The sequence below is a fragment of the Kitasatospora sp. NBC_01250 genome (assembly GCF_036226465.1).
Classification (GTDB): domain Bacteria; phylum Actinomycetota; class Actinomycetes; order Streptomycetales; family Streptomycetaceae; genus Kitasatospora.
In genome coordinates this window covers 38,059-61,722 of sequence record NZ_CP108476.1, presented here as the reverse complement: position 1 = coordinate 61,722, position 23,664 = coordinate 38,059, and the positions used below count along the sequence as shown (strand labels likewise).

The 23,664-nt window shown below is 70.7% G+C and carries 21 protein-coding genes and 1 pseudogene; 12 read left to right on the top strand and 10 right to left on the bottom strand.

Annotation, left to right across the window (positions count from 1 at the left end; genetic code table 11):
• Positions 1-138 precede the first annotated feature (138 nt).
• Positions 139-957 carry a class I SAM-dependent methyltransferase gene (locus OG500_RS00285; RefSeq protein ID WP_329575071.1) on the top strand — a complete coding sequence of 273 codons (819 nt, stop codon included), beginning with the start codon at positions 139-141 and terminating at the stop codon, positions 955-957.
• Between the two features lie 347 nt (positions 958-1,304).
• Positions 1,305-1,667, top strand: a complete 363-nt coding sequence (locus tag OG500_RS00280; protein WP_329575067.1) for a hypothetical protein — start codon at positions 1,305-1,307, stop codon at positions 1,665-1,667.
• 28 nt (positions 1,668-1,695) lie between these two features.
• On the opposite strand, the gene OG500_RS00275 is transcribed toward OG500_RS00280, so the two are convergent.
• From OG500_RS00275 to OG500_RS00240, 7 genes are all read right to left on the bottom strand, one after another.
• Positions 1,696-2,442 carry a DUF6193 family natural product biosynthesis protein gene (locus OG500_RS00275; RefSeq protein ID WP_329575064.1) on the bottom strand — a complete coding sequence of 249 codons (747 nt, stop codon included), beginning with the start codon at positions 2,440-2,442 and terminating at the stop codon, positions 1,696-1,698.
• Between the two features lie 133 nt (positions 2,443-2,575).
• Positions 2,576-2,890: an STAS domain-containing protein gene (locus tag OG500_RS00270; protein ID WP_329575062.1), complete on the bottom strand. Its 315-nt coding sequence runs from the start codon at positions 2,888-2,890 to the stop codon at positions 2,576-2,578.
• On the bottom strand, positions 2,890-7,047 hold the full coding sequence (locus OG500_RS00265) for a SpoIIE family protein phosphatase (protein WP_329575060.1): 4,158 nt from the start codon (positions 7,045-7,047) through the stop codon (positions 2,890-2,892). Before OG500_RS00265 ends, OG500_RS00270 begins: the two co-directional genes overlap by 1 nt.
• A 141-nt stretch (positions 7,048-7,188) precedes the next feature.
• On the bottom strand, positions 7,189-9,384 hold the full coding sequence (locus OG500_RS00260; protein ID WP_327064282.1) for a GAF domain-containing SpoIIE family protein phosphatase: 2,196 nt from the start codon (positions 9,382-9,384) through the stop codon (positions 7,189-7,191).
• Positions 9,381-9,800: an STAS domain-containing protein gene (locus OG500_RS00255; protein ID WP_329575055.1), complete on the bottom strand. Its 420-nt coding sequence runs from the start codon at positions 9,798-9,800 to the stop codon at positions 9,381-9,383. The genes OG500_RS00260 and OG500_RS00255 overlap by 4 nt, the downstream gene beginning before the upstream one ends.
• 527 nt (positions 9,801-10,327) lie before the next feature.
• On the bottom strand, positions 10,328-10,645 hold the full coding sequence (locus OG500_RS00245; RefSeq protein ID WP_327064280.1) for a hypothetical protein: 318 nt from the start codon (positions 10,643-10,645) through the stop codon (positions 10,328-10,330).
• Positions 10,646-11,027: 382 nt separating this feature from the next.
• Positions 11,028-13,454, bottom strand: coding sequence for a SpoIIE family protein phosphatase (locus OG500_RS00240; RefSeq protein ID WP_329575051.1), 2,427 nt, complete (start codon positions 13,452-13,454; stop codon positions 11,028-11,030).
• 142 nt (positions 13,455-13,596) lie between these two features.
• On the opposite strand from OG500_RS00240, the gene OG500_RS00235 reads away from it, so the two are divergent.
• The 7 genes from OG500_RS00235 to OG500_RS00205 all read left to right on the top strand — a co-directional run bounded on the left by OG500_RS00235 (position 13,597) and on the right by OG500_RS00205 (position 18,429).
• Positions 13,597-13,830, top strand: coding sequence for a dTMP kinase (locus OG500_RS00235; RefSeq protein ID WP_327064278.1), 234 nt, complete (start codon positions 13,597-13,599; stop codon positions 13,828-13,830).
• 260 nt (positions 13,831-14,090) lie between these two features.
• The gene (locus tag OG500_RS00230) at positions 14,091-14,372 is read left to right on the top strand and encodes a hypothetical protein (protein WP_329575048.1); all 282 of its coding nucleotides are present in this window, start codon (positions 14,091-14,093) and stop codon (positions 14,370-14,372) included.
• Positions 14,326-14,853 carry a DUF6879 family protein gene (locus OG500_RS00225; RefSeq protein ID WP_327064276.1) on the top strand — a complete coding sequence of 176 codons (528 nt, stop codon included), beginning with the start codon at positions 14,326-14,328 and terminating at the stop codon, positions 14,851-14,853. The genes OG500_RS00230 and OG500_RS00225 overlap by 47 nt, the downstream gene beginning before the upstream one ends.
• A 38-nt stretch (positions 14,854-14,891) precedes the next feature.
• Positions 14,892-15,740 carry a helix-turn-helix domain-containing protein gene (locus OG500_RS00220; protein WP_327064275.1) on the top strand — a complete coding sequence of 283 codons (849 nt, stop codon included), beginning with the start codon at positions 14,892-14,894 and terminating at the stop codon, positions 15,738-15,740.
• 263 nt (positions 15,741-16,003) lie between these two features.
• Positions 16,004-16,192 (top strand): hypothetical protein, encoded by a 189-nt coding sequence (locus OG500_RS00215; RefSeq protein ID WP_327064274.1) that lies wholly within the window; start codon positions 16,004-16,006, stop codon positions 16,190-16,192.
• Positions 16,193-16,781: 589 nt separating this feature from the next.
• A complete protein-coding gene (locus tag OG500_RS00210; protein WP_327064273.1) occupies positions 16,782-17,147 on the top strand; it encodes a hypothetical protein in 366 nt (121 codons plus the stop codon).
• A gap of 94 nt (positions 17,148-17,241) precedes the next feature.
• A complete protein-coding gene (locus tag OG500_RS00205; RefSeq protein ID WP_329575045.1) occupies positions 17,242-18,429 on the top strand; it encodes a hypothetical protein in 1,188 nt (395 codons plus the stop codon).
• A 98-nt stretch (positions 18,430-18,527) separates the two neighbouring features.
• Here OG500_RS00205 and OG500_RS00200 read toward each other — a convergent pair whose 3' ends face one another.
• Entirely contained in the window at positions 18,528-18,716 is a 189-nt protein-coding gene (locus tag OG500_RS00200; RefSeq protein WP_329587334.1) for a helix-turn-helix domain-containing protein, read from the bottom strand.
• Between the two features lie 71 nt (positions 18,717-18,787).
• Entirely contained in the window at positions 18,788-19,072 is a 285-nt protein-coding gene (locus tag OG500_RS00195; protein ID WP_329575042.1) for a hypothetical protein, read from the bottom strand.
• A gap of 689 nt (positions 19,073-19,761) precedes the next feature.
• On the opposite strand from OG500_RS00195, the gene OG500_RS00190 reads away from it, so the two are divergent.
• Together OG500_RS00190 and OG500_RS00185 are read left to right on the top strand one after the other, a co-directional pair.
• Positions 19,762-20,301 carry a hypothetical protein gene (locus OG500_RS00190; protein WP_327064270.1) on the top strand — a complete coding sequence of 180 codons (540 nt, stop codon included), beginning with the start codon at positions 19,762-19,764 and terminating at the stop codon, positions 20,299-20,301.
• Between the two features lie 512 nt (positions 20,302-20,813).
• Positions 20,814-21,332 carry a hypothetical protein gene (locus tag OG500_RS00185; protein WP_329575033.1) on the top strand — a complete coding sequence of 173 codons (519 nt, stop codon included), beginning with the start codon at positions 20,814-20,816 and terminating at the stop codon, positions 21,330-21,332.
• Between the two features lie 808 nt (positions 21,333-22,140).
• On the opposite strand, the gene OG500_RS00180 is transcribed toward OG500_RS00185, so the two are convergent.
• Positions 22,141-22,683: a hypothetical protein gene (locus tag OG500_RS00180; RefSeq protein WP_329575028.1), complete on the bottom strand. Its 543-nt coding sequence runs from the start codon at positions 22,681-22,683 to the stop codon at positions 22,141-22,143.
• A gap of 332 nt (positions 22,684-23,015) precedes the next feature.
• Between OG500_RS00180 and OG500_RS00175 the strand changes: the two are divergent.
• Positions 23,016-23,527 (top strand): annotated as a pseudogene (locus OG500_RS00175) (amino acid permease); the annotation flags it as partial.
• Between the last annotated feature and the right edge of the window lie 137 nt (positions 23,528-23,664).

Sequence of the window (23,664 nt, the reverse complement as noted above, 5' to 3'; positions counted from 1 at the left end):
CAGCGGTGATCGGTGTCGCCGTCCGGGGCGGGGGTGTGCGGTGTGCGGTTCACCGGGGAAGGTGGCCAGGAACGATGTGGCCGTGGTAGGGCGGGTCGGCGACCGCTTCGGGGAAATCTCGTCATAGGCTGTGGCATTGTGCATGAACAGTCGAAGAAGCGTGAGGCCGCGATGCGGCTCAGGCTTCGTGGGACATTCGATGCCGATGCCGGCGCCTACCATCGCGGACGCCCCGGTTATCCGGCGCGGGTCTATGAGATTCTCTCTGAACGTTGCGGCTTGGGGCCGGGCTGTCACGTACTGGAAGTCGGACCGGGAACCGGCCAGGCGACTGGGGAGCTCTTGGCCCGGGGCGCCCGAATCCACGCGGTGGAATTCGGTGAACAAATGGCCCGTCAGCTGCGAGGGGCTTTCCATGGGAAGCCGTTGAGCATTGCCGAAGGCGACTTCGACCTTGTGCCGATTCAGCCCGCCACCTATGACCTCGCCGTGGCGGCAACGTCCCTGCACTGGCTCGATCCCTGTACTGCGGTACCCAAGATCGCGGATGCGCTCAAGCCGGAGGGCTGGCTGGCCGCCTGGTGGACGGCCTTCGGCGATCCTGAGCGCCCGACGGCATTTCGTGCCCACGTGGAACGCATCCATGCCCGGCACCTGCCGGAGAAGGACCGCGGGACCGGTCACCTTCCCTATGCCCTGCGTATCCAGGACCGCGTCGCGGACCTTCGCGCCGCCGACAGATTCGGCCCCGTGGAGGTGACGACCCTCAGGTGGGAGGCAGTGTTCAACCCCGCACAGATTCGCCGGTTGTTCGCGACCTTCTCCCACCTCCTCGATCTGCCGCCCCATCGACGGGAGATGGTCCTGGACAAGATCGCACAGGCTGCGGAGAGCCTCGGCGAACCTGTCGTCGAGCCCTACGTCACGACTCTCTTCTTGACCCGTCGGACCGTTTAGCTCGGTTGGGGAGTGCCATCCTCGACCCTGCTGAACCCACCCTGCTGAACCCACCCTGCTGAACCCACCCTGCTGAACCCGCACACCCGGCACTGCGGCCGGCATGTTGCCTCGGCGGCATGCCCGTCCCGCGCACCCAGGACGCCCACGCCCTGACGGGTCGCCATACCGGATGTGCTGCGAGGGCTGGCCGCCGCGGAGGACTACCCGGAGGCTCGCCACTGGGGCGACCGCCTGTTCGACCTGGTCTTCCACAGCCACTCCGGCAGCTACCTGCTCCCGGCCGCGCCGGTGGTGCCGCTCTTGGTGCGGCTCAGCTGCTCGGAACGGGCGGGGGGGTGCAGGCGGTGGCTCTGGGGTTCCTGGTGCACCTGGGCACCAGCGAGAGGTCCCGGGCGGAGCGCTGCCCGGCGGGCGAGGACCTCGAACGGCGTGTCTCGGCCGCGGTCCAGGCGGGCATGCCCACGTACTACGCGCAGTTGGAGGCACACGACGCGAGGGTGCGTTCGGCGGCGTTCGTGCTGATCACCGTCCTGGAGCACGCGGCCCTGCAGCGGTTCACCCTCGCCGCCGTCAGCGCCGGCCTGACACTGCCGTGGAGCTCCGGCGTCGTCGAGGGCCACGTCGACCGAATCAACATGATCAACGCCAGATGTACGGCCGGGCCGGTTTTGGGTCTGTTGCGGAAACGGGTCCTGCTGGCGTCCTGACCACCTTCCGGGTCGTATGGTGGCGCTGTCAGGAGTCTCGTGCAGGCTGCTCGGACGACGTCCGGAGCAGGTCGGCGGGGATCCGGCCGACGGCGATGGCGATGGCTTCGGCGGCTGTGGCGGCATGGTGGAGGTCGGGGCCGTTCCACCACTCTCTGATGGTGTAGTCGCCGGTTCCCCAGGGTGAGCCGATCGAGACGAAGGACGGGGTGGAGTACGGGACGTCGGGCTTCTCGGTGAAACCCAGTGCCCAGTGGCTGGTGTAGGGGTAGAGCCTGCGGAGCTTCGGTTCGGCATGGGCGGACTCGATGAGCGCCTGGTACTGCGGCCAGTCGGCGCGATCGGCGTCCTTCAGCAGCCACTGCCACTCCGAGGCGATGACGTCGGCGGGGTTGTTGTCGGGGACCTCGAAACGGCCGGTCAGAAGGTCGAAGGTCGCGGTCCTCCTGATCTCGTCGAGGCCGGCCCCCTCGGCCCAGCCGCGGATCACTTGGGGAAGCTCGCGTATGTCCTTGGTGCTGCCGCAGATCATGAGCCTGTTGTTGGACGAGCCCCAGAAGGTCCAGTTCCGCTCGTGATGCCACGCCGCGACGTAGGACGAGTGGCGATGCCGCACGACACTGGTGATCGTGGCATGACGCAGCGGATCGGACGAGGTGACGGCCAGGGGAAGGGACATGCCTTGGGCCGCGGCTTCGCTACGGAGTGCTGCAGCGAGGCTGCCGTGGGCGGCCACATCCGGGTAGAGGACGGCTGGGTCCGGTTCGCGACTCATGATGTTCCGATCCTCATGCCGGTGTGGTGCGCGGGGTCGGCCGTCAGAGGTGGCCAGAGGGGAAGGCGGAAGGCGGGATCTGCCAGTCACCGTCTGCCCCGCACCGCCCCCGCGCGATTCGCCCAGGTGGTGCTCAGCGCGTGGGTTCGTCGCCGAGGCCGTGGACGGTGGTCAGTTGCGTCAGACCGGAGATGGCGAGCAGGGGTGCCAGGAGCGGACCGGTGATCAGGTGGATCTGGTGCGCACGGGCGAACAGGACGGTCAGGCCGGCGCTGTCCAGGTACTCGACCGCACGGAGGTCGACGACGAGCGGGGTGGCGGCTGCGACCTGCTCGTCGATGGCGGCGGCAAGTGTGTCGACGTTGCTCATGTCGATCTCGCCGACGGCGCGCAGCACGGTCGAGCCGTCGGGGCGACGGCCGGGGGTCAGGGTGAGTGCGGTGGTCATCAGGAGATCCTCGTGTGCATGTCGACGACGGTGCCGGCGATGCCGGGGGTGATGGTGACCTGCTGCATCAGGGCGTTCATCAGGGCAACGCCGCGGCCGCGGTGGGCGTTGGCTTCGGGCTGGGGCACTTTCCAGGTGCCGGTGTCGGCGACGGTCAGCCGCAGATCGGCGGCGGTGGCGGCGGCGCGCAGGTGGATCCGGGCGCCGGGAGCATGGCGGTGGCCGTGCTCGATGGCGTTGGCGCAGGCCTCGCCGGCCGCGACCAGGACGTTCTGCACGGTGTGGGTGGGCAGCCCGCACTGGTCCAGCCAGGTCCGCAGCGCCTTGCGCACGGGGGCGAGTTGCCCGGACTCGGCCGGGAAGGAGACGTCCAGGGGGGCCGGGTGCCGGTACAGCAGCAGAGCGACGTCGTCGTCGAATCCGCCGGCGGGGGCGAGGGTGCTCATGATGGCGGTGGCGAGGTCCTCCACCGGGGTGGCACGCCCCTCCTGGACGGCGGTGCTCGCCTGATCGATGCCCTCGTTCAGGGGGCGGCGGCGCCGCTCCACCAGGCCGTCGGTGTAGAGCAGCAGGGTGGAGCGGGGCGGCATGGCGCAGTGGGCCTCGGGCCGGTTCTGGCCGACCCTGACGGCCAGCGGAAGGGCCCGGCCGTCCTGCAGGAGCCGGGTGGTGCCGTCGGGGTGGGCGAGGATGCCGGGCGGGTGGCCGGCGCTGGAGTAGACCAGGTGGCCGGTCGCGGGGTCGAGGATGCCGCAGAAGATGGTGGTGCAGATGGCGCCGGGGACGTCGGCGGCGAAGCGGTCCAGGGCGGTGAGGGTCCGTGCGGGTGAGGGGTCCTGGAGCAGCAGGGCGCGGCAGGCGCTGCGGAGTTGGCCCATGACGGTGGCGGCCTTCAGGCCGCGGCCGACGCAGTCGCCGACCACGATGCCGATGCGGCCCCCCGGAAGGGCGACGGTGTCGTACCAGTCGCCGCCGACCTCCAGCGGGCGGGCGGCCGGCTCGTAGCGTACGGCGAAGCCCTGGGGCAGGAGGGAGGGGCCGAGGATCGAGCGTTGCAGGGCGATCGCGGTCTCACGCTGCTGGTCGATCTGGTGGGCCCGGGTGAGTCCCTGAGCGAGCCGTCCGGCCAGCAGGGAGAGCAGCAGCAGGTCCTGCTCGGTGAAGGACCGCCGTTCGCCCTGATCGATCCACAGCACCAGCGGCCCCTGCGGGTGTTCGAGGACGATTCCGGCGCCGCCCGCCGGGCCGGCGCTCGGGGCGAGCGGGGGTTGCTCGCGCAGTGCGGCCAGGGTGTCGCGGCGTGCCGCCGACAGGTCGCGCCATGCCAGTTGCGGGTCGGTCGCGGTCAGGACCGGCTCGCCGCCCTCGGGGAAGACCGCGGCGAGGACCTCGTCGGCCTGCCACACGTGCCGCAGTTCGGCCAGGGCCGCGTCGAGGGCGTCGGGCAGGTTGGCGGCTTCCGCCAGTCGCGTGCTGAGTGCGGCGAGGGCCAGCTCCCGCCGGGTCGCCTGGCGCTCGGAGGTGACGTCGCGGAAGGTTCCGACGATGACGCGGCGGCTCGTGTCGGGGTCCTGGACCTGGTTGAAGGCGGCCGTCACCCACAGCCGACGGCCGTCGCGGTGGGTGACGGGGATGGTGCAGCTGCCGCGTTCCTGGCCGACGAGTCGGGCGAACGCGTCCTCCACCTGCCGATGGCCCTCGGGGTCGACGCCGGGGTCGGGCCACCAGGGGTGGCGCCGGCGGTAGGGCAGCCCCTGGGGTCCGTAACCGAGGATGTCGGTGAACGCGGAGTTGATCTCGATGACGTCGCCCCGCTCGTCGCAGACGAAGAACGCCTCCTGCAGGGAGTCGACCAGGGCCGTGCGCCAGCGCGCGTGGCGGTTGCGCAGCCTGGCCATGTCGATGTTGGTGCGCACCCGGGCCAGCAGTTCCGCGGCGCTGAACGGCTTGACGAGGTAGTCGTCGGCGCCGGCGTCGAGGCCCTCGATGGAGGACTCCTGGCCGGCGCGGGCAGACAGCAGCAGGACGGGCACGGCCGCGGTGCGGGTGTCCGCGCGCAGGGCCGCGACCAGTTGCAGGCCGTCCAGCCGGGGCATCATGACGTCGCTGATCAGGAGGTCGGGCGCCCGGGTGCGGATGGCCTCCAGGGCGGCCTGGCCGTCCGGGACGGGCTCGACGTGGTAGCCGGCGCCCCGCAGGAGGCGGCCGAGGTACTCGCGCATGTCGGCGTTGTCGTCGGCCACCAGCACGCGCGCGGGGGCGGCCGGTTCGGACGGCTGTCCGCCCGGTGCGTCGGTCGTGCCCTCGGTGGCGCCGGCAGAATCGTCCCCCGGCAGCCAGCGCAGAGCCTCGGCGATGTACGGGGCGGCGGCCGACCCCTCGGAGCGCCCGGCCGGGACGAGCGCGTCGGCGGGCAGGTGGGCGTGGCCCAGCGCCAGACGGATGGTGAAGGCCGTGCCCTGTCCCTCCGTGCTGCGGGCGGTGATCGTCCCGCCGTGCAGCTCGACGAGTTCCTGCACCAGGGCCAGCCCGATGCCGCTGCCCTCGTTGGAGCGCGAGCGCGCGTTCTCGATGCGGTGGAAGCGCTCGAACAGGCGCGGCATCTCGCCTTCGGACACTCCGACGCCGGTGTCGGCGATCGTGACGACCGCGTGCTCCCCCTCGCGGCGCAGGGCGACGCGGATCGAGCCTTCGAAGGTGAACTTGAGGGCGTTGCTGAGCAGGTTGAGGACGATCTTCTCCCACATACCCCGGTCGATGTGCACCGGCTCGGCCAGGGGCGGGCAGTCCACCTCGAAGGCCAGGCCGGCCCTGGTGACGGCGGAGCGGAAGACGCTGGCCAGCTCGGCGGTCACCGCGGCCAGGTCGACGGGCTCGAAGGCGGCCTGCATCCGGCCGGCCTCGATGCGGGAGAAGTCCAGCAGCGTGTTGACGAGCTTGCCCAGGCGCAGGCCGTTGCGGTGCATCGCGTCCAACTCGGCCCGCAGCTGCGGGTCGACCGGGGAGAGCCGGCCACGCAGTTCCTCCAGCGGACCCATCATCAGGGTCAGCGGCGTGCGGAACTCATGGCTGATGTTGGAGAAGAACGCGGTCTTGGCCCGGTCGAGCTCGGCGAGTTCGTCGGCACGCTTCTGCTGGGCCTGGTAGCTGCGGGCGCTGCCGATACCGGCCGCGACGTGCCCGGCGGCGAGTTCGAGGAATCCGCGGTACCCCTCGTCCAGCGCCCGGTAACGGTTGAGTGCGGCCACCAGGAAGCCGTACGGCGCGCCGCCCTGCTGCAGCAAGGGCAGGACAAGCGCCTGGGTGGGCGCCTCCGTCCAGCCGCCGGTGGGCAGGTCGGCGAACGCGGGGCCGCCGAGCGTCAGCAGGACCGGCTCTCCGCGGCGTACCGCCGCCAAGGGCCACAGCGTCGCCGGGCCGTCGGCCGGCAGGACCGCAGGGGCGATGGTGTGGCCCGCTGGGATTCCCGTCGTACTGGAGAGGCGGGCGGAGCCGTCGCCCTGGGACAGGTAGGTCAGGGTGAAGGGAAGGTCGTACGGGTTGCGGTCCAGCTGCCGGGCGGTGAAGGCGAGCATCTGCTGCTCGGTGCGAACGACGCTGGGGTCGGACCCGAGGTCGCGCAGGGTCGCCATGCGCCGCTCGCCGATGACCCGTTCGGTGTCCTCGCTGACCACGCACAGCATGCCGACCACGCGGTCGTCGTCGTTGCGCAGCGGACTGTAGGAGAACGTGTGGTAGCTCTCCTCCGGATATCCCGAGCGTTCCAGGAACAGCCGCAGTGCCTCGTCCCAGGTCGCCTGTCCCGTGGTCAGAACGGTGTCGATGCGCGGACCGATGTCGCTCCAGATCTCCGCCCACACCTGGCTGGCCGGCCGGCCCAGCGCCCAGGGGTACTTGTGGCCCAGGGTGTCGCGCCGGTAGGCGCTGTTGCAGAAGAACGTCAGCTCCTCTCCCCAGGCCATCCACATCGGGAACCGGGAGGAGAGCAGGATGCTGACCGCCGTGCGCAGGCTCTGCGGCCAGCCGGACGGGACGCCCAGCGCGGTCGCGGCCCAGTCCACCCTGGCGAGATCACGGCCGACCTCGTGGTCACCGTCGAACACATCGACCCCGGCCACCGCCGGTGCTCGGTGCTCCGCGCCCTCAGGCTGCCCCATCCGATCCCGTCCTCTCCCTCGAGCGGCCACTGCCCATCGGCACCTGAAGCACACCCGTTCGAACTCTACGGTGCCGACGTCGGACGCACCGCGATCCCTGTGACGCACGGACCCCGCCGGCTGCGGCCGACGGGGCGCCCCTCACTCGGCGGTGATGACGAGCACCGCCTGGTCGTCGTCCTCGGCTGCGGTGTCGCTGAAGGCCCGCATCGCCGAGACCAGGCTCTCCAGGACGACGTCGGCGCCGGCGCCGGGAGGGGCGGCGGCCACCGCGGCGGCGAGGCGTTGCTCGCCGAAGAGCACCCCGTGCTCGGAGCGGGCCTCGGTGATCCCGTCGGTGACCGTCACGAGGCTCTCGCCCGGCTGCAGGCGCAACTGCGCGGCCTGGAGCCGCAGGCCGGCATCGACTCCGAGGAGCATCCCCTCGCTCTGGACCTCCTCGACCCGGGCGCCGGTGCGCAGATGGAGTGGGGCGACGTGACCGGCACGGACGAGGCTGACGGCGAGGCCGTCGCCGGCCGGCCGCAGCTCGCCGTAGACCAGGGTCACGAAGCCGGTGCCATGGCTGCGGGGGCGCTCCAGGAGGGCGGTGTTCACCGCGGACACCACAGCGGGCGGGTCCGGCACGAGGCGGGCGACGGCACGGGCGGTGTTGCGAACCAGCGCGGTCGTGGTGGCGGCCAGCGCCCCGCGCCCGCAGACGTCGCCGATCATGAAGGCCCACCGGCCGTCGGCGATCGGGAAGACGTCGTAGAAGTCCCCGCCCACGTCGAGGCCCTCGCCGGCGGGACGGTAGTGGGTGGCGATCCGGGCGCCCGGCACGTCCGGCGGGTCGGGCAGCAGGAGTCCGGCCTGCAGGTCGCGCGAGAGCTGCACCCGGGCGGTGTACTGGCGGGCGTTGCGGGCTGCCAGGGAGGCGCGGCGGGTGAGCTCCTCGGCGAGGGCCACCGTGTGTCCGTCGAGGGTGTAGTGGTTGTTCGTCAGCAGGGTGAGGGCGCCGAAGGGGCGCCCGCGGTCCAGCAGCGGGACGCACAGGTAGCCGGTGACCGCGAGATCGCTCCAGGGACCAGGGCCGGTCGGCGGACGACGGGCGACCTCGGTGGTGCCCGAGGCCAGGACCCGCGCCACGGTGTTCTCGGCGTCGTACACGGGCGTGTGCGAGGCCAGGACCCGCTCGCCGGCTGCGTCCACGCCGGCGGTGGCGATCCGCCGCAGCCGCCCCTGGTCGACCACGTCGATCGCGCAGAGCGGGGCGAGCACCGGGACGCACAAGCGCGCCAGCCGCTGCAGGCTCTGGGTGAAGTCGAGGTCCTGGGACACGGCGGTGCCGGCGTCGAGCAGGAAGGCGAGACCGTCGCGGGCCGCCTTCTCGCTGGCTTCCGCCGCCGAGCGGGCCACCTCGGCGCGATGGCGCTCCACGGCCAGAGCCGCGGTGCCCGCGAACACGGCGCTCAGTGCCAGGTCCGCCTCCTGAGGAGCGCGCGGCGAGCGGTGGTACATGGCGAAGGTGCCGAGCAGTTCGCCGTCGCGCCCCATGATCGGGGTCGACCAGCAGGCCGCGAGGCAGGCCTTGGCCGCCAGGTCCCGGAAGTCGTCCCAGAACGGGTGGGTGGCGATGTCGGTCACGATGACCGGCTCGCGCCGGTGCGCGGCCGTTCCGCACGACCCGACGCCCTCACCGGTGGCGATACCGTCGATGGCCTCGTTGTAGAAGGCCGGCAGGCTGGGCGCGGCACCGTGCCGCAGGCGGCGGCCGTCCGGATCCGCGAGGAGCACGGAGACCAGGACACCCGGCGTCGACTCCTCGATCGCCCGGGCCATGCCGTCCAGGACCTGCTCCACCGGAGCGTCCCGGGCGATCTGCTCCAGCAGGGCCCGGTGCTCGGCGGCCAGCCGCTGCGCATGCTTGACCTGGGTGATGTCCACACCGACGACGGTGACTCCGACGACGTTGCCGCCACTGTCGCGGCGCGGCTCGTAGGTGAAGTCGAAATACCGTTCCCGGACTTCTCCTTCGGGCCCCAGGAGGATGCGGGCATCGCGCTCGGTATGGGCCCTGCCGGTGCGGTAGACGGAGTTGAGCAAGGCGATCAAGCCCTGGTCGGCGAGCTCCGGCACCAGGTCAGCGATGGCGATGCCGGTGCGGCGGCGCGCGTCGCCCCCGATCGCGTCGAAGAAGGCGGCATTCGCGCTCTCCAGCACGTGGGCCGGACCGGCGAGGGAGGCGAAGGCGGCAATCGACTCGCCGAACAGCCCTCGGAGATCCCGCTGCCCTCCCGCAGGACCCCCGCGGTGGTGGACCGCCGAACGATGGGGTGCCTCGTCGCTCGCGGTCATCGCCACTGCCCTTCCTCGGTCAGCTCCGACGGCACGGCGGCGCCGGCCTCGTCCGACCCGTCCCCGGCCTGCGCGGCGACGTCCTTCAGCGCGGCGGCGACGGTGTCATGGCAGGTGAAGAGCGAGCTCAGGCCGGTGATCTCGAACATCCGGCCCAAGTTCGCGGGAATCTCGGCGATGCGGAACGACCCGCCGGCCCCCTGGACCGCCGTATAGCACCGGATCAGGGCCGAGACGCCGGTGGAGTCGCAGTAGTCCAGCGCGGCGCAGTCGGCGATGAGCACGTTGACCGGGCCGTCCTCCTGCACCGCGGCAAGGGCCTCGTCGACCTGCACGACACTGTGGTAGTCCAACTCGCCCTCCAGCGCCAGCACGACGACGCCCGGCCCGACCCTGCCCATGTGCGCGTTGAACACCGACACTCTCCTTCTCGTTCCGTGACCGGCCGCGCGGGCGGCCTGCACTCATCGTAGAAGCACCGGAGGCGCCGGCGGAGACGAGCAGGGATTTCAGGACCAGGTCTGCTCGTTGAGGCGTGGTCGCGCCAGTCCGAAGGCTGCCAGGTCCGCCGGAGGAGGTCGGGATCGAGCCTCACGTCCGGCACCTTGAGGAGGGCAAGCTCCTCCGCGCTGCCCCAGTGGCACTCGCAGTTGGCCTCCTCGGGGTGAGCGGTCACCCCGCGGAAGACTGCGAGGCCCTCCATCGCCGCGTCGAGGCGAGCCTTCGCACGTAGAGCGTGCATGTCGGTCATCGGCGTCTGCCTTCGAGGACTCCGCAGGAGCGCACCCGGCGAAGATCCCCACGCTACCGGCCACCGGACCGGTGCGATCCAGCGGGGACGCCCTCTTCTGCAGTCGGCTCACCGCCGCTGCTTGCGGCAGACAGCGTCAGTCAGTGGTGGCGCGTCGGGGGCCTCGGCCCGCGGGGCCGGCTGTGTCTGCCGTCAGGCCCCGGACGAGGAGATCACGGTCAGGCTGATCGAACGGCCCAGACGGAAGCGCGAATCCCGCAGGCCGACGCTCCGTGCCAGCAGCTGGTGGCGACTGCCGGGCGGCACGTCGAGGACCAGCGGGGCGCTGCCGATCCCGCCCCACCAGGAGAGTCGCACCAGGTGGGTCCCGGGCGCGACCGGGAATTCCACCCGTGTTCCGACGCGGATCCTGCCCGCGACCGCGCCGTCGATCAGCACCCTGAGGGCGGACATCGATCCTTCCAGCTGCTCCACCATGCGGTAGAGGCTGATGATCCCGTAGGTGGACACGAGCCGACTCCTCGCTGCGGACCTCTTCCCCGGCGACATACCGGGCATGACTTTATCCGCCCTGCCGCGCCGTCATCCAGCAGCTTGTTCGTTGCCGCGCCAGCAGCTGGCGCGTGCTGTGCCCTGGAGGGGATGGGTGCCTTCCCCTGCGCGTGGCGGGGCTGCTGCCGCTGAGCGTGAGAGGAAGCCGTCGTCACCGTTTCGTCGCGCGGTGACCTGCGACGTTTTGCTGTCGCAGGTCACGAGACGGCCCAGTACCGGTTGTGACGCAACCGCCGCTGCGGGCGGGCGCCGCCTGCCTGCGTTGCTCCATCGTGCCCGGCTGTTGTCGGCCATGAGAGCAGAGGCGCGGGCGGACCAGGAAGGAAGCGCTGACACCATGTCAGTGGGGGAGCCGCTGTTCGAACCACACGATTTTGCCGCCGCCCAGGCGGGTGGAGCCCCAGGAGTCGGCGCATTTGGCAACCAGTTCGAGGCCGCGCCCGCGTTCCTCGTCCGGGCCGATCCTGCGGCGGCGGGGCAGTTGGGGGCTGTCGTCGCCGATTTCGCAGCGCAGCACCAAGGTGCGGACCAGACGCAGGGTGATGGGCTTCTTGGCGTGCTGGACGGCGTTGGTGACCAGCTCGCTGATCATCAGCTCGGTGTCCGCGGCCAGCTCGTCGAGCCCCCAGCGGCGCAGCGCGCGGCCAGCCAGCCGGCGGGCCCGGCCCGGGGTCTCGTTGCGCGGCTGGAGGTACCAGTAGGCGACGTCGTTGGCCGGGATCCCGTCGAAGGCTGCGGCGAGCAGGGCGATGTCGTCGCCGCGGTCGCTGGACTGCAGGATCTGCAGCGCCTCGTGGCAGAGTCGCTCGGGAGTGAGCTGATTCGCCCCGGAGAGCCGGTCCCGTAACCGCTTCAGACCGACCGAGAGCGGCTGATCTTGGGTCTCCACCAGCCCGTCGGTGTAAAGCAGCAGCGCCGAGCCGGGCGGTGTCTCCAGCTCCTGGGAGACGAAGTCCACCCCGCCGACCCCGATCGGCGCGCCCGCAGGGAGCTGTTCGAGCAACTCGGCCCGTCCGTCGGGATGGATCAGCACGGGCGGCATGTGCCCGGCGTTGGCCAACACGATCCGGTTGGCGATCGGGTCGTAGACGGCGAACACGCAGGTGGCCAGGTGCTGCTCCCGGCCGAGACTCTGGGCCAGCTCATCCAGGTGGTAGAGCACTTCGTGTGGCGGCAGGTCGAGGGCGGCCAGGGTCCTCGCGCTGGTCCGCAGCTGGCCCATTACAGCCACCGAGGTCAGCGAGTGACCCATCACGTCGCCGACGAAGAGTGCCACCCGGTTGCCGGGCAGCGGGACCGCGTCGTACCAGTCGCCGCCCACAATCTCTTCTGACTGGCCAGGAAGGTACTGGTGAGCCAAACGCACGCCGCTGGGCTGGGGCAGCCACAAGGGCAATAGCGCGCGCTGGTATTCACCGATGATCTGCCCCCGCTGCTCCGCAGCGCGGAATTCTGCAGAGCCGGCGAGGTAGAGCCGAGCATTGTCCAACGAGAGCGCGGCACGATCCGCCGCTTCCCGCAGGAGCGAGACATCCGGCTGTGCGAAGGGAGCCTTGCCAGGAAGCCGCAGGAGATGCACGACGCCGAGCATGATGCCGCGGGCGGAAAGCGGCAGCGCCACGACCGAGCAGCCAGCCACAAGGGGGACCAGACTGGTGTCGCCGCCGAGCGCGACCGCGTAATCCTCCGCCAGGTCCTCGCTGATCACTGGGACCAGCGCCTCCTGGCCGCTCCGCAGGGCCAGACCGATCGCCGTACTCGCGGGAACCAAGGGAAGCGTGCCGTTCTGCAGGACCTCGCCCCAGTTTCCGGACTTGGTATCCCAGGTATAGGACATCCGCCTCAGCAGCGAGTCGCTGTCCGGCGGGTCGGTGGGCAGGTTCGACTCCCAGAAGAGCCGTTCCAGCAGGTCGACGCAGACGAGGTCAGCGAGGGAGAGCAGCATCTCGCTCAGCTCACGGGCAGTGGCACCCAGATCCAAGGTGGTGCCGACCCTGCCGCCCACATCGCTGAGCAGTGCCAGACGAGTCAGTGCGGCGTCAGAGATCTGACCTTCGGCCCAACTCGCACGCTGCGCATCAAATTCAGCCTCCAGCCCCAGCAACTGCTCCTCGAGGCGCAGGCACCTGTCCTCGCTCTGGCCCTTCAGGTCCCGGGCACGCGCCAGCTCCTCACGGAGCCCCTCCACCTCGGACAGCAGCCCAGACAACTCGTCGCGCAGCCCGCCGGCTGCCCCTGACAGCTGGACGCGCTCGATGACAACCAGGCTGTCGGGCTGACCAACGGCCAGGTCAGCCTCCAACTGCCGGTACCGCTGCTCCGCTCGGTAGGCCTGCTGCTCCGCGTCCTGCAACGCCTTCAACAACGTCCGCTCCCGCAGGCCCGCCCGGGCAAGCTCGCGCTCAGCCGCACCCAGCCGCTCGCGGAGCACCTCAACCTCGTGTCCCGACTTGCTCCGAACGGACAGAGCCGCCATCCGCAGTCGGTACGCCTGTTCCTGAACCTCGGGCGTCACCGGTCGCCCGTATTTCTCGGCGACATGGCGCAGGAGATCATCGACGAAATCCCGAGGCGCGATGCGTTGGCCACTCAGATAGCGCGAGACCGAGCCCTTGTCGCGGTTGCAGCGCGCTGCGTACCGGGTGATCGATGTCGGCGCGAGGGCTCGCAACAGCTCGCTCAGGAACTGGGTGAACGCCTCGACTGCCGGTTCGAGAGCTTGCCCCGGCTCCACCGGTTCCGGTGGCGGTAGCCACTTCTCTAACAAGATCACTCCCTGTGGCTGCCCACGCGTTGCCGCCACTTGGCAACGCGTGCCGCCACTCGGCAACCCGTACCACCGTGCGCAACGCCACGCCCTACTGGGAGCCTAGGGGAAGGCCCAACGACCCCGCAGCGAAAGGCAGAAGATGTACCACGCACTCACCCGCCACCTGGCGGCCTGTCAGCGGACCGTTCTCGTCGCACTCGCCCTGTGCCCGATGATCCTGGTCACCATGGCTGTCGTGCCCGCCCTCATGGTCCTGCCGTTTTTGGCCAACGGTCACCAGCGCGCCACCGAGATCATCTTCCAGCTTCGGCGATGGACCCGCATCGCCCTCGACCACAGCCGCACCTCCCCGACGACCAATGAGACTCAGTAGTGGATCCGCACCGACGCCGGCCTCAGCCAAGGGGGGCTTCTCGTTCATTCCGCTCGCACAGCGGGCCTTGGAACGGTCCATCGCCCTTCCCGTCAGGTAGACACCCGATCCGACCCGTGGGCCCGGGGCCGGAAGTTCTTACCCCGGGGGACGTGGGGCCCGGGCCGCCCGGCTGCGCCCGCGTGCTCTTGACGGTGCGTCAGCCGAGCGGAACGGTGGAGGCGCAAGGATCCGCAACCGGCTTGGCACAAGGAGCGGTCATGGCACTACGGTTCAGGGGCATCGACCCGGACACGCCCAACGGTGGGTCTCCGACCGTGTGGTTGGAGGACGAGAAGGCGGAGATCGTCATTCAGGGCTGGCTGCCCGAGATGGAGATGTACCGCGTGATCAGCGAAACCGAGTGGGTGGAGGGCCACCCCACCGGCGTCCCGGACTACGAAGGCGTCATCCGGATCCCGGTCCGAATGATCCCGTTCCTGCGAAAGGTGCGCGATGAAGCCGAGCGTTCCGGACTTTGGCGCCCTGCTGAGGAGCGCTGAGCGCTCCGCCTGCCACCTGGAGATGCGCGACACCTACATGGACGACCCGGTGTTCGCCGACTGGCGAGCCGGCCTCCCGGTGGACCGGCCCGAGGCGTATGACCTGCCGGAGGAGTACACCTCCTGGGCTGCCCTGGTGCAGGAGACGGTCGGCCGCGGGGTGGTGATGCGCCGGGCTCGGATCGTCTCGGAGCCGGTGACCGCCTACATCCGGTGGGAGCACGCGATCACCGAGCGGCACAACGTCGCGCTCGGTGAACAGGTCCGCTGGCTGCCCAGGTCGAAGGCCTCCGACCTCGCGCTGCCGGGCAACGACCTGTGGCTGGTCGACGGGGGCCTGGTTCTGTTCCACTGGTTCACCGGTGACGGCCAGTGGGCCGGTCACGAGGTCACCGCGGATCCGGCCGTGGTGAAGATGGTGACCGGCGCCTTCGAGGCGGTCTGGGACCGGGCTGTCCCGCACGCCCGGTACGCCGTCTGATCAACCCGTCCACCACCACCCCCCGGGCAGCCAGCACCATGTCGTCGTCCCCGTCGTCCAGCGTCATCGAGGCGCGCAAGGCGCTCGCCAACCGCCTGGTCGGCCTGCGCAAGGACGCAGGCCTGACCGGTGACGAGCTGTCCGCCCGCTGCGGGTGGCACCCGGCCAAGACCTCCCGGATCCAGAGCGGCAAGTCCGCCCCGTCCGAGGACGACCTGCGCGCCTGGTGCATCGCCTGCGGCGCCGGCGACCAGGTCCCCGACCTGATCGCCGCCGCCCGCGCGGTCGACTCCATGTACACCGAGTGGCGCCGCATGGAGAGCAGCGGGCTGCGCGCTGCCCAGGAGTTCGTGGCCGCCCTCTACCGCCGCACCGGCTTGTTCCGCGTCTACGCCAGCCGCGTCATGCCGGGCATGGTGCAGACCCCCGAATACACCACCGCAGTCCTGCGCTCGATCCTTCGCGCCCGCGTCGAAGTCGACGACGTCGCCGACGCGATGGAGGCCCGGCTGGAGCGCCAGCGGATGCTGTTCTCCGGCCGGCACCGCTTCGGCCTGCTGATCGAGGAGTGGGTGCTGCGCGCCGCGGTGTGCGACTCGGAGACGATGGCGGCTCAGCTCGGCCAGCTGCTAGCCGTCTCTTCCAGCCCGTTCGTCAGCGTCGGCGTCATCCCGACCGGGCCCGACCGGCCGCACCTGCCGGTCGAGGACTTCTACCTGTTCGACGAGGCGGAGGCGGCCGTCGAGCTGACCTCCGGCTATCTGCGGATCACCCAGCCGCGCGAGATCGCCGACTACGTGCGCACCTTCACCGACCTGGCGTCCATGGCCGTCCACGGAGCCGGGGCCCGTCATCTGATCACAGCGGCGATAGCCACTCTCGGGTGACTTCGCGCAAGATGGCGCAACCTCGTTGAAGGCCCCCGCCGCTACTCCCTACCGTCGAACCGTCGCCCGCCGTGACGGACCGGACCCCCGGACCCCGGCGGGCGAGTTGGGGCCGCTGCGCCCGCCTGCCCCCCGTCGGGTGGGCGCAGCCGTCACCGCCGACGAGAGAGCGGAGTACCCGCCGTGGCCGCGCACCCCATACCTCGCCCACCGGTTCCGGCTGCGGCCGCGCCGGGGCGGCGCCGGCGGGTGCGAGGCGCCCGGTGACCACGACCGTCGAGACCCCGACGCGGCCGCCGGTCGCCGACGCCGCCAGGGCGCTGCTGCTGTACGAGCCGCAGTCCGCTTCGGCTGCCCGGCGCCTGGTGCGCACCGCGCTGCGCGGGTGGGGGCTGGAGGACCGCGGCCCGACCGTCACCCGCGAACCGGGGCCCGGCGGAGTGGACCCGTGAGCGGCTCCTTCGCCGTCGAAGAGCCGGCCCCTGTCGGCCCGGTCGTTGAGGCCGATCTGCAGCACCGTCGGCGGTTGGAGGAGAGCGACGAGGCCCGCCGCCGCCGGCAGCAGGAGCAGGAGCAGGGGGAGGGGGAGGGGAAGGAGCGGGCCGCCCTGGACCGTGCCCGGGAGGAAGGGCAGCCCGCCGCTGAGGCGGTCGGCCTGTCGCTGGACCTCGGTGTGCGTGACGGCGAGCGAGTGCGGCGCGGTCTGCCCCGTGCTGCTGGCCGTCGAGCAGTCCTACGCCGAGCTGGACACTGGAGCGCCCGGGCACGGGGGAGCCTGGACCTCCTTGCTGGAGAAGTTCGGCGGGGTGTACCGGCTGCTGCCCCAGGGGCCCACCCACCGCCGGACCGATCGGCTGACCCCGTCCCGCCCCAGGGGCCCGCGCCTTCGTCTCCGGGGGTGCGGGCCCCTGTCATGTGCGAACACTTGTCCAAATGTGCAGGTCAGGGTCCAACTCACTTCAAAGCAGCCGTAGTTGTCAGTGGTGGGTGCTGTACTCGGCGGTTGTGCGGGGAGCACTCAACAACCCTCCTGGGGGAGTCATGACCAAGACCGTTCCTGTTCGCGGCCACCGCAGGGCCGATGGCACGTACGTGCGGGCCCATACCCGGAAGGTCAACGGCAGGACCGCTGCAGTCGGTGGCCGCGCCACTGCCGCCGACGGCGCCTTCACCGTTCCCGTTCGCAGCCACACCCGGGCCGATGGCACGTACGTGCGGGCCCACACCCGGCAGATCAGCGGCACGACGGTCGCCGTTGCCGGCGGTGGCGGCGGGGTGGCCCTGTTGATCCTGTTGCTGCTGTTCGGCGTCGGCAGCCACGGCTCCGGTACCACTACCAGCAATCCCAGCCCCGTGATGACCAGCACCGTCCAGAGTGTCCGGGTCGGAGCCGCCCACACGCCCTGACCCCTCCGCTTTCAGGCCTGGGTCCGGACCGTCCGCACGGTCCGGACCCAGGCCGTTTGCGCCGCCCGGCACAGGCCGGCGCTACTGTGCCGGTATGACGATCACCGGGGAGGACCAGGAAGTGCGGGGTCAGGTGCTGCTGCTGGCCGCAGCCCCCCAGCGCAGCCGCCGACGGCTGCTCGACCCCGAACCGGGCGCGATCGCGATGGCGAACGTGCCCGTGCGCGGCCTGCTGCCCCACTGGCGCGGGCCCGCCGACCTGGTCCAACTCCTCGACCCGGCCGAGCCGCAGGCCGTCCTGGCCCGCCTGCGAAGCGCTGCCGCCGTCCGGGGCCCGCTGCTGCTCTACATCTGCGGCCAGCTCACCCGCGACCACCGCCAGCATCTGGTGCACCTTGCCCTGGCCCGCACCACCGAGACCACGATCCGCTGCACCGCCCTGCCCTGGGCCTGGATCGCCCGCGAGCTCGCCGACCGCCGGCCCGCCACCACCACGGTGATCCTCGACCTGGTGGCCGATCCCTCCTGCCTGCCGATGTGCGACGCCGACCTCGCCCTGCCTGCACACGTCGCCCGATGGGGGGCCGTCGCCCCGCCGATCAAACGCGGCCCGCGCCAGGCGCCCGCCTACACCCGAGCCCTGAGCGAGCTGCTTCGCAACACCCCCGACCGCCAGCACCTGGCCCACCTGCACCCGCTGGCTGCGGGCCAGGCCCGGCTGGAACGCGGCACCGTGCTGCTCACCCCGGCCGAGCCCGTCGCCGTCGAACTGCCCCGGCCCCGGCCGGCCGCGGCGGCGCCCACCGCGCCGCCCGCACCGAGCGGCGAGCCGGTGGACGATCCGCGGCCCGCGATCGCCCGCGCGCTGCGCGCCGGCCACCACCACACCGCCGCCGAGCTCGCGGCCCACTGGGAACACGCCGTTCTGCGCTCGCAGGGGCGCGCCACCCCGTCGATGGGGGACGTGCTGGAGGTCCAGGCCACTGTCGCGACTGCCGCCGGTGGCGGCGCCCGCGCCGCCGACCGGTGGCTGGCCACCTGCGAGCACCGCCTGCAGTGGACAAGCCCGCGCCAGGAGACGGTCAGACTCGCCGCCCGCAACGCACTGGCCTGCTGGCAGGCCCTGGAGGACGGCGAGCCGCACCTGGGCGAACTGGGCCGGCGCCTGGCCATCGTCCTGCGCACGGTCGGCGCCCAGCACCCGGCCGGTGCTGTCGAAGCCCGCCTGGCCGAACTGCAGGAAACCGTCGTCTACAGCCCGCCACCAGGATGGAACCGGTAGCTCGGGCCGACACGGCCGTCCGCCGCCGACGGGTGCGGGAACCCGCGGGGTCTGCGACCGTGTCACAGGCCGCAGACCCCGCGGGGCGCTCGGTGCCGTCAGGTCGTGAGCCGGGCGGTGTCCCTGACGGCGGCGTAGTCGAGCACGGCCTGTGCGGGCACCCGTAACGCCCGGCCGACCCGGACGGCCGGCAGCTCACCGCTGTGGATGAGGCGGTACACCGTCATCTGGACCACGTCCCGCGTGCTGTCCCGGTCGCCGGTCAGCACCGCGGTGTGGGCCAGCACCTCCGTGTACGTGGCCCTGAACAGCACCGAGACCGCCTCGCTGACGTCCGCCGCAATACGCCTGGTCACTGTCACTCGTGCGCCCCCTCACCCGCAGCCGGTGTGCCGTTGGCCTGCTCTGTGCCGACCTGGACCCGCATTCCGGGCCCGCCCATCCCGCTCTCCTGTTCCACGACGGTGCCGAGCGTCGACCGTTCGACCAGCGCGACCAGGGTGCGGCGGCGCTGCCATTCGGCCAACTGCCGCACCACCACGGCCAGTACCCCGGCAAGGACCAGCATGATCCACGACGGGTGGCCCAGTGCCACGAACGGCACTGCCGGGGTCCACCCGGGGAGTTGGGATTGATGCCTCATGCCCAGAAGTCGAATGGCGGCGCCAAACGTCTACATCGGAGAGAAAAATGTCACGAGCCGTCAGAATCCCGGTATGCACGCTGGTCAGGCAGCTGCCAACCGGGGCTGCTCGCTTGCCGGCAGTCCGCGGTTGTCCAGCAGCCAGGCCCGGTGGGCCGAAGACGAGGACCGTGCGCCGGCCGAGTGGAAGCAGGATCTCCTCGGTGGCAAGGATCCCTCCGGCCGGGCTCTGGATCTGGATCAGCTGGTCCCGGCGGAGGGGGGCCGGACACCCTTACGGCGTCGGCTGCGCAACCGCGGCGAAGGGGGGCCGGGAAGCAACGGGCCGAGTGCTCTCCCGGGCTGCACCATCGGGACGTCAGCTGGCCTTGAGTTCTTTCGCCATCTGCTGGGACCCGTAGATGATGCTGCGTGAGAAGGGCCAGCTCATCGGAGTGAGGGTTTGCACCCCTCCTGGAGGGCTGTCTGGGTGTGTTGCAGTGGGCGCGTTGCACTCTGAACGGCCCGGTGTCCAGCGCGGGGTGGATCCGGGTTGCGGCCCCTTACCAGTTCAGGGCCGCTGCCGCACGGCACGGAAGCGTCGGATAACCGTTCGATCAACTTTATGGACTGAACGCCCTGTCGATCACCAGGATTCCTACTGGCCCGCAACCCAGCAGAGGCTCATTCATACCCAAGGGGGACCTTCTATGCGAATTCGCACCATCGCCACCGCCGCAGCGGCAGCCCTGACCATGGGCGTCGGAACGGCAGGCACCGCCAACGCCGCGGCTCTTGCCACCACCTCCTGCAACGCAGAGCAGGTCGGCGACTCCCAGAACTACACGGCTTACGGCATGACGGCCGGAAACATCTCCCAGATCTACAACGGCTGCGGGGACGTGTTGGCGGAGTGGATCTGGAACTACTCGTTCGTCAAGGCGCACCCCAACTCGGTCGTCCGGGTCGCGATCGCCTCCGCGGGGTACCAAGGTGGCGCTCCGGTCGACCCGCTCAGCTTCTCGACTGCGTACACCACCGCCACCCAGGGCTACGTGGTGGACTCAATCCTGGTGCCCATTCACAATGCCAGCCCGGACTCGTGGCGTGCGGGTGCTGAGCTCGACTACAGCGGATGCGCCGCGTGGTCTTCGCAGCATTACTACGGCAATGGCTCGGAGACTGCTGGTCCCTACGCTGGGTGCAACGACTGGCCGAACGTGAACCAGATCCCGTGGACCCGGCCGTAAGGGTTCAACACGCAGCACACGGGACCTGATCGGGGCCAGCGGCGACACCGGAGTACTCGCTTGAGGCGCCCCGGGCCGGACCGGCGGCCTTACACCGGCCCGGCCCGGGGCAACGTCGTGCCGCTTCGCTTCCGCTCGGGTTCAGGAGGCGTGGCGGCAGGCCAGGACGGCGTTGTGGCCACCGGAGCCGTAGGAGCCGCTCAGTGCGATCTGTCCGGTGACGGGCAGGGGCGGGGGTGCCGGTGACGACAGTCCAGAGCGGGTTCCTGGTCCGGGGCGGCCCGATCGCCGGCGGCGGCGCGCACGCGTGCCGATCAGCGGCGGGCTTCTGGCTGAATGGCCACTACTTCGGTGACGACCGATCAAGTCGGCCCAGGCACGCTGTCCCTAGAAGTCGACGAAGCCAATGAGCAGACCGCTCCGCCGCCACCGCCGACAGAACTCGCGGGTGGGTCCTCCGGGAGCTCTGAAAATGGCACACCAGGCGATCTGCCTGCGACTATCGTGCCTCCGTGACGCTGACCGACACCGAGATAGCCGCCCTGATCGCACCCGCCGGGCTTCACTTCGTGCAACGGCGCCGGGACGAGGTCCCGCTGCCGCCACTGCCCGCGGGGTGCTCGCCAGCGAGTGCCCGCCCCGAGCACGGGCGATTCGACTCATACCCGGACGAGATCGCCGACATCGATGCCCCGGACACGGCTGACAAGGTCAACGCGAGTTGGTATCGCATGGCAACGCAATACGGACTCTTCGACCAGGACCGCGAGTTCCTCCTCGGCATCGACGACAACACGCACCCTACGGTCGGAGAGCCCGAAGATGACGGCTGGGCCTGGATCCAGGTCCGCCTCCTCGACGACTGGGACCTGGTCACGAGCGAGGTGACCCAGCTACGGAGCGGGTTCGCGACACTGTTCACTACGCGCTTCGTGCCGGAATTTACCGCGGTGTCGCTGGACGGACGCATGATGATGAACACCACCGTCTGGGGCAACGGCACCGTCAGCACCATCGCCATCCGCCCCTAGCGATCAACTACGGAGCTCCACTCCTGCTGACGATGAACTCAGTCGTCGCAGGTCAGAGCGTCGTCGTCGACTAACTTCGCTGTCCAAGGACAGAACCCATCGACAAGCGCTCTCGGTTCTCACCTACGCAGCCACCTGACGGACCGTGCCCGCTCACAGGTGTTGACCTTGCTGTTCGGCCGGGCGTTGGATGGGCGCTCCAGGTCGGGCCCCACTCTTGGCCCGCAGCACAGGAAGGAGCTGGTGCCCTGTTGGCCGACTCCCACGCCGAGCAGCCGAGCACCCGCTGCCTTATCGACTGTCAGGACTGCCAGGCCGGGCCGGACGGCGGCGACGTCCGCACCATCTCCATCGGCCGGGACATGGCCGTCACGGAGATCTGGCACACCGGCAAGTGCCTCGCCTGCACGATCGAGCGGATCCTGCTGGAGGCCGGCGCCGCGAAGGTCAAGGAAGCAGGACGCGAGGTCCAAGGATGCCTTCCCCGCCGCCCACCAGCGGCTCCGCGAGGCCGCCGCCACCATCCCGGCCGACAGTGCTGCAGCACCGTTCGTCGCGGCCCTTCTGGAACTCGTCCAGGCCCAGGCCGACGACACTGGCCGCTTCGTCACCCTGCCGACCTGGACCGAGAACCTCGACCGGAACTTCCCGCTGCAAGACCCAACCTGAGCGGTACCGCCGCACCCAGCTGGCGACGATATGCCGAAGGCGCTGGCCCCCAAGATCTGATCGATCAACCGAAGTGGTGCGGTGGACTCTCGAGTTCGCCTTCCATCACGGTTGTGGACGGTTCGGTGCCGGGGTCCGTCTACCAGTTGGTGGGGAGGCTGGGCCACTGGTTGTGGATCTTGCGAATGCCGGACGAGTCGCTGATATAGGCCTCGTCGCCCTGGATGACGCCGTAGGCGCCGCTGTTCTGCCAGTGGAACACACAGTCGGGGTCGGCCCAGGGCAGCCCGTTGATCAGGTCGTCGAGCGCCTTGACGGTCCCCTGGCCCCAGTCGGTGACGTGTACCTCGGTGCCGCGCCTGAACCCCACTGCACCGCTCTCGTACACCCACGCGTCCGTGATGCCGTCAGACCAGTTGGTGGGGAGGCTGGGCCACTGGTTGTGGATCTTGCGAATGCCGGACGAGTCGCTGATGTACGCCTCGTCGCCCTGGATGACGCCGTAGGCGCCGCTGTTGTGCCAGTGGAACACACAGTCGGGGTCGGCCCAGGGCAGCCCGTTGATCAGGTCGTCGAGCGCTTTGACGGTCCCCTGGCCCCAGTCGGTGACGTGTACCTCGGTGTCGCGTCTGAACCCCACTGCGCCGCTCTTGTATACCCATGCGCCTGCGATGGCGGTCATTCGATCCTGCCTCTTGTTCTCGAATGCGGTTCTGGTACGGCCCTATTCCGGGAGGGGGTCAAGGGGAGACCGCCGTCGATCCGGGCCTTGTGGTGGGCGGGCCTGTCGTCGCACTACAAGCCGACGGTCCCACTCACGTGAAGGACCGTTGGCAGAGAGCGATGTGCGCTCCACCGCTGAGGCCAGCCTCGCGGAAAGGGGATGGTCAGTGCAAGGACAGTCGTCTGAATGGCCCAGCGGTGAGCGGTGGCGAGGCGTGAGTGACGCCCTGTCAGGTCAGTGAGCGCTTCGAGTCCTCTCCCATCGGGGAGAGGACTCGAAGCGCTCAATACGTCGTTCAGGCTGCCGGGCTGCTTTTCTTCGCCTTCGCCGGCTACGTGCGGATCGCGACTCTCGGGGAGGAGGTGCGCGATCCGGGCCGCACCATCCCCCGCGCGATCCCGCTGGCGCTGGGCATGGCACTGGTCGTCCACGCGGCCGTCGCGGTCGCGGTGCTGGCAGCAGCGAGCCCAGGGCGGCGACGGCGGCACCGACCCACGTCCCACGCCGTGCCGAAATCGCAGTGGGCGCAGTGGTCGCCGTCCTCGCCGCGACGACGGACGTACGCGGTGCGATCGGCTTCTCCTCGTTCGGTGTCCTGGCCTACTGCGCCGTGGCCAACGCCGCCGCCTGGATCCTCACCCCCGCCGAAGGACGGCCGCTCCGCGTCATCCCCGTCCTCGGCGCGGCCGGCTGTCTCGCCCTGGCCCTCGCCCTGCCGGTCGGCTCGATGCTCTGGGGATCCCTCGTGCTCGCCCTGGGTGCCGCAGCCTACGGCTTGCGCCAGGCGGTCACCCGCAGCTGACCCGAGCAGGTCGAGCACACGTCAGCCGGGCGACCCGAGCCGCATCACCGGCAGCCACTCAGCTGGCCGGCCCCGCCCGAGCAGTCCGCTGGGGACACACGCGGGGCCGGTGGCTCACGCGGCGATCCACCACGCGC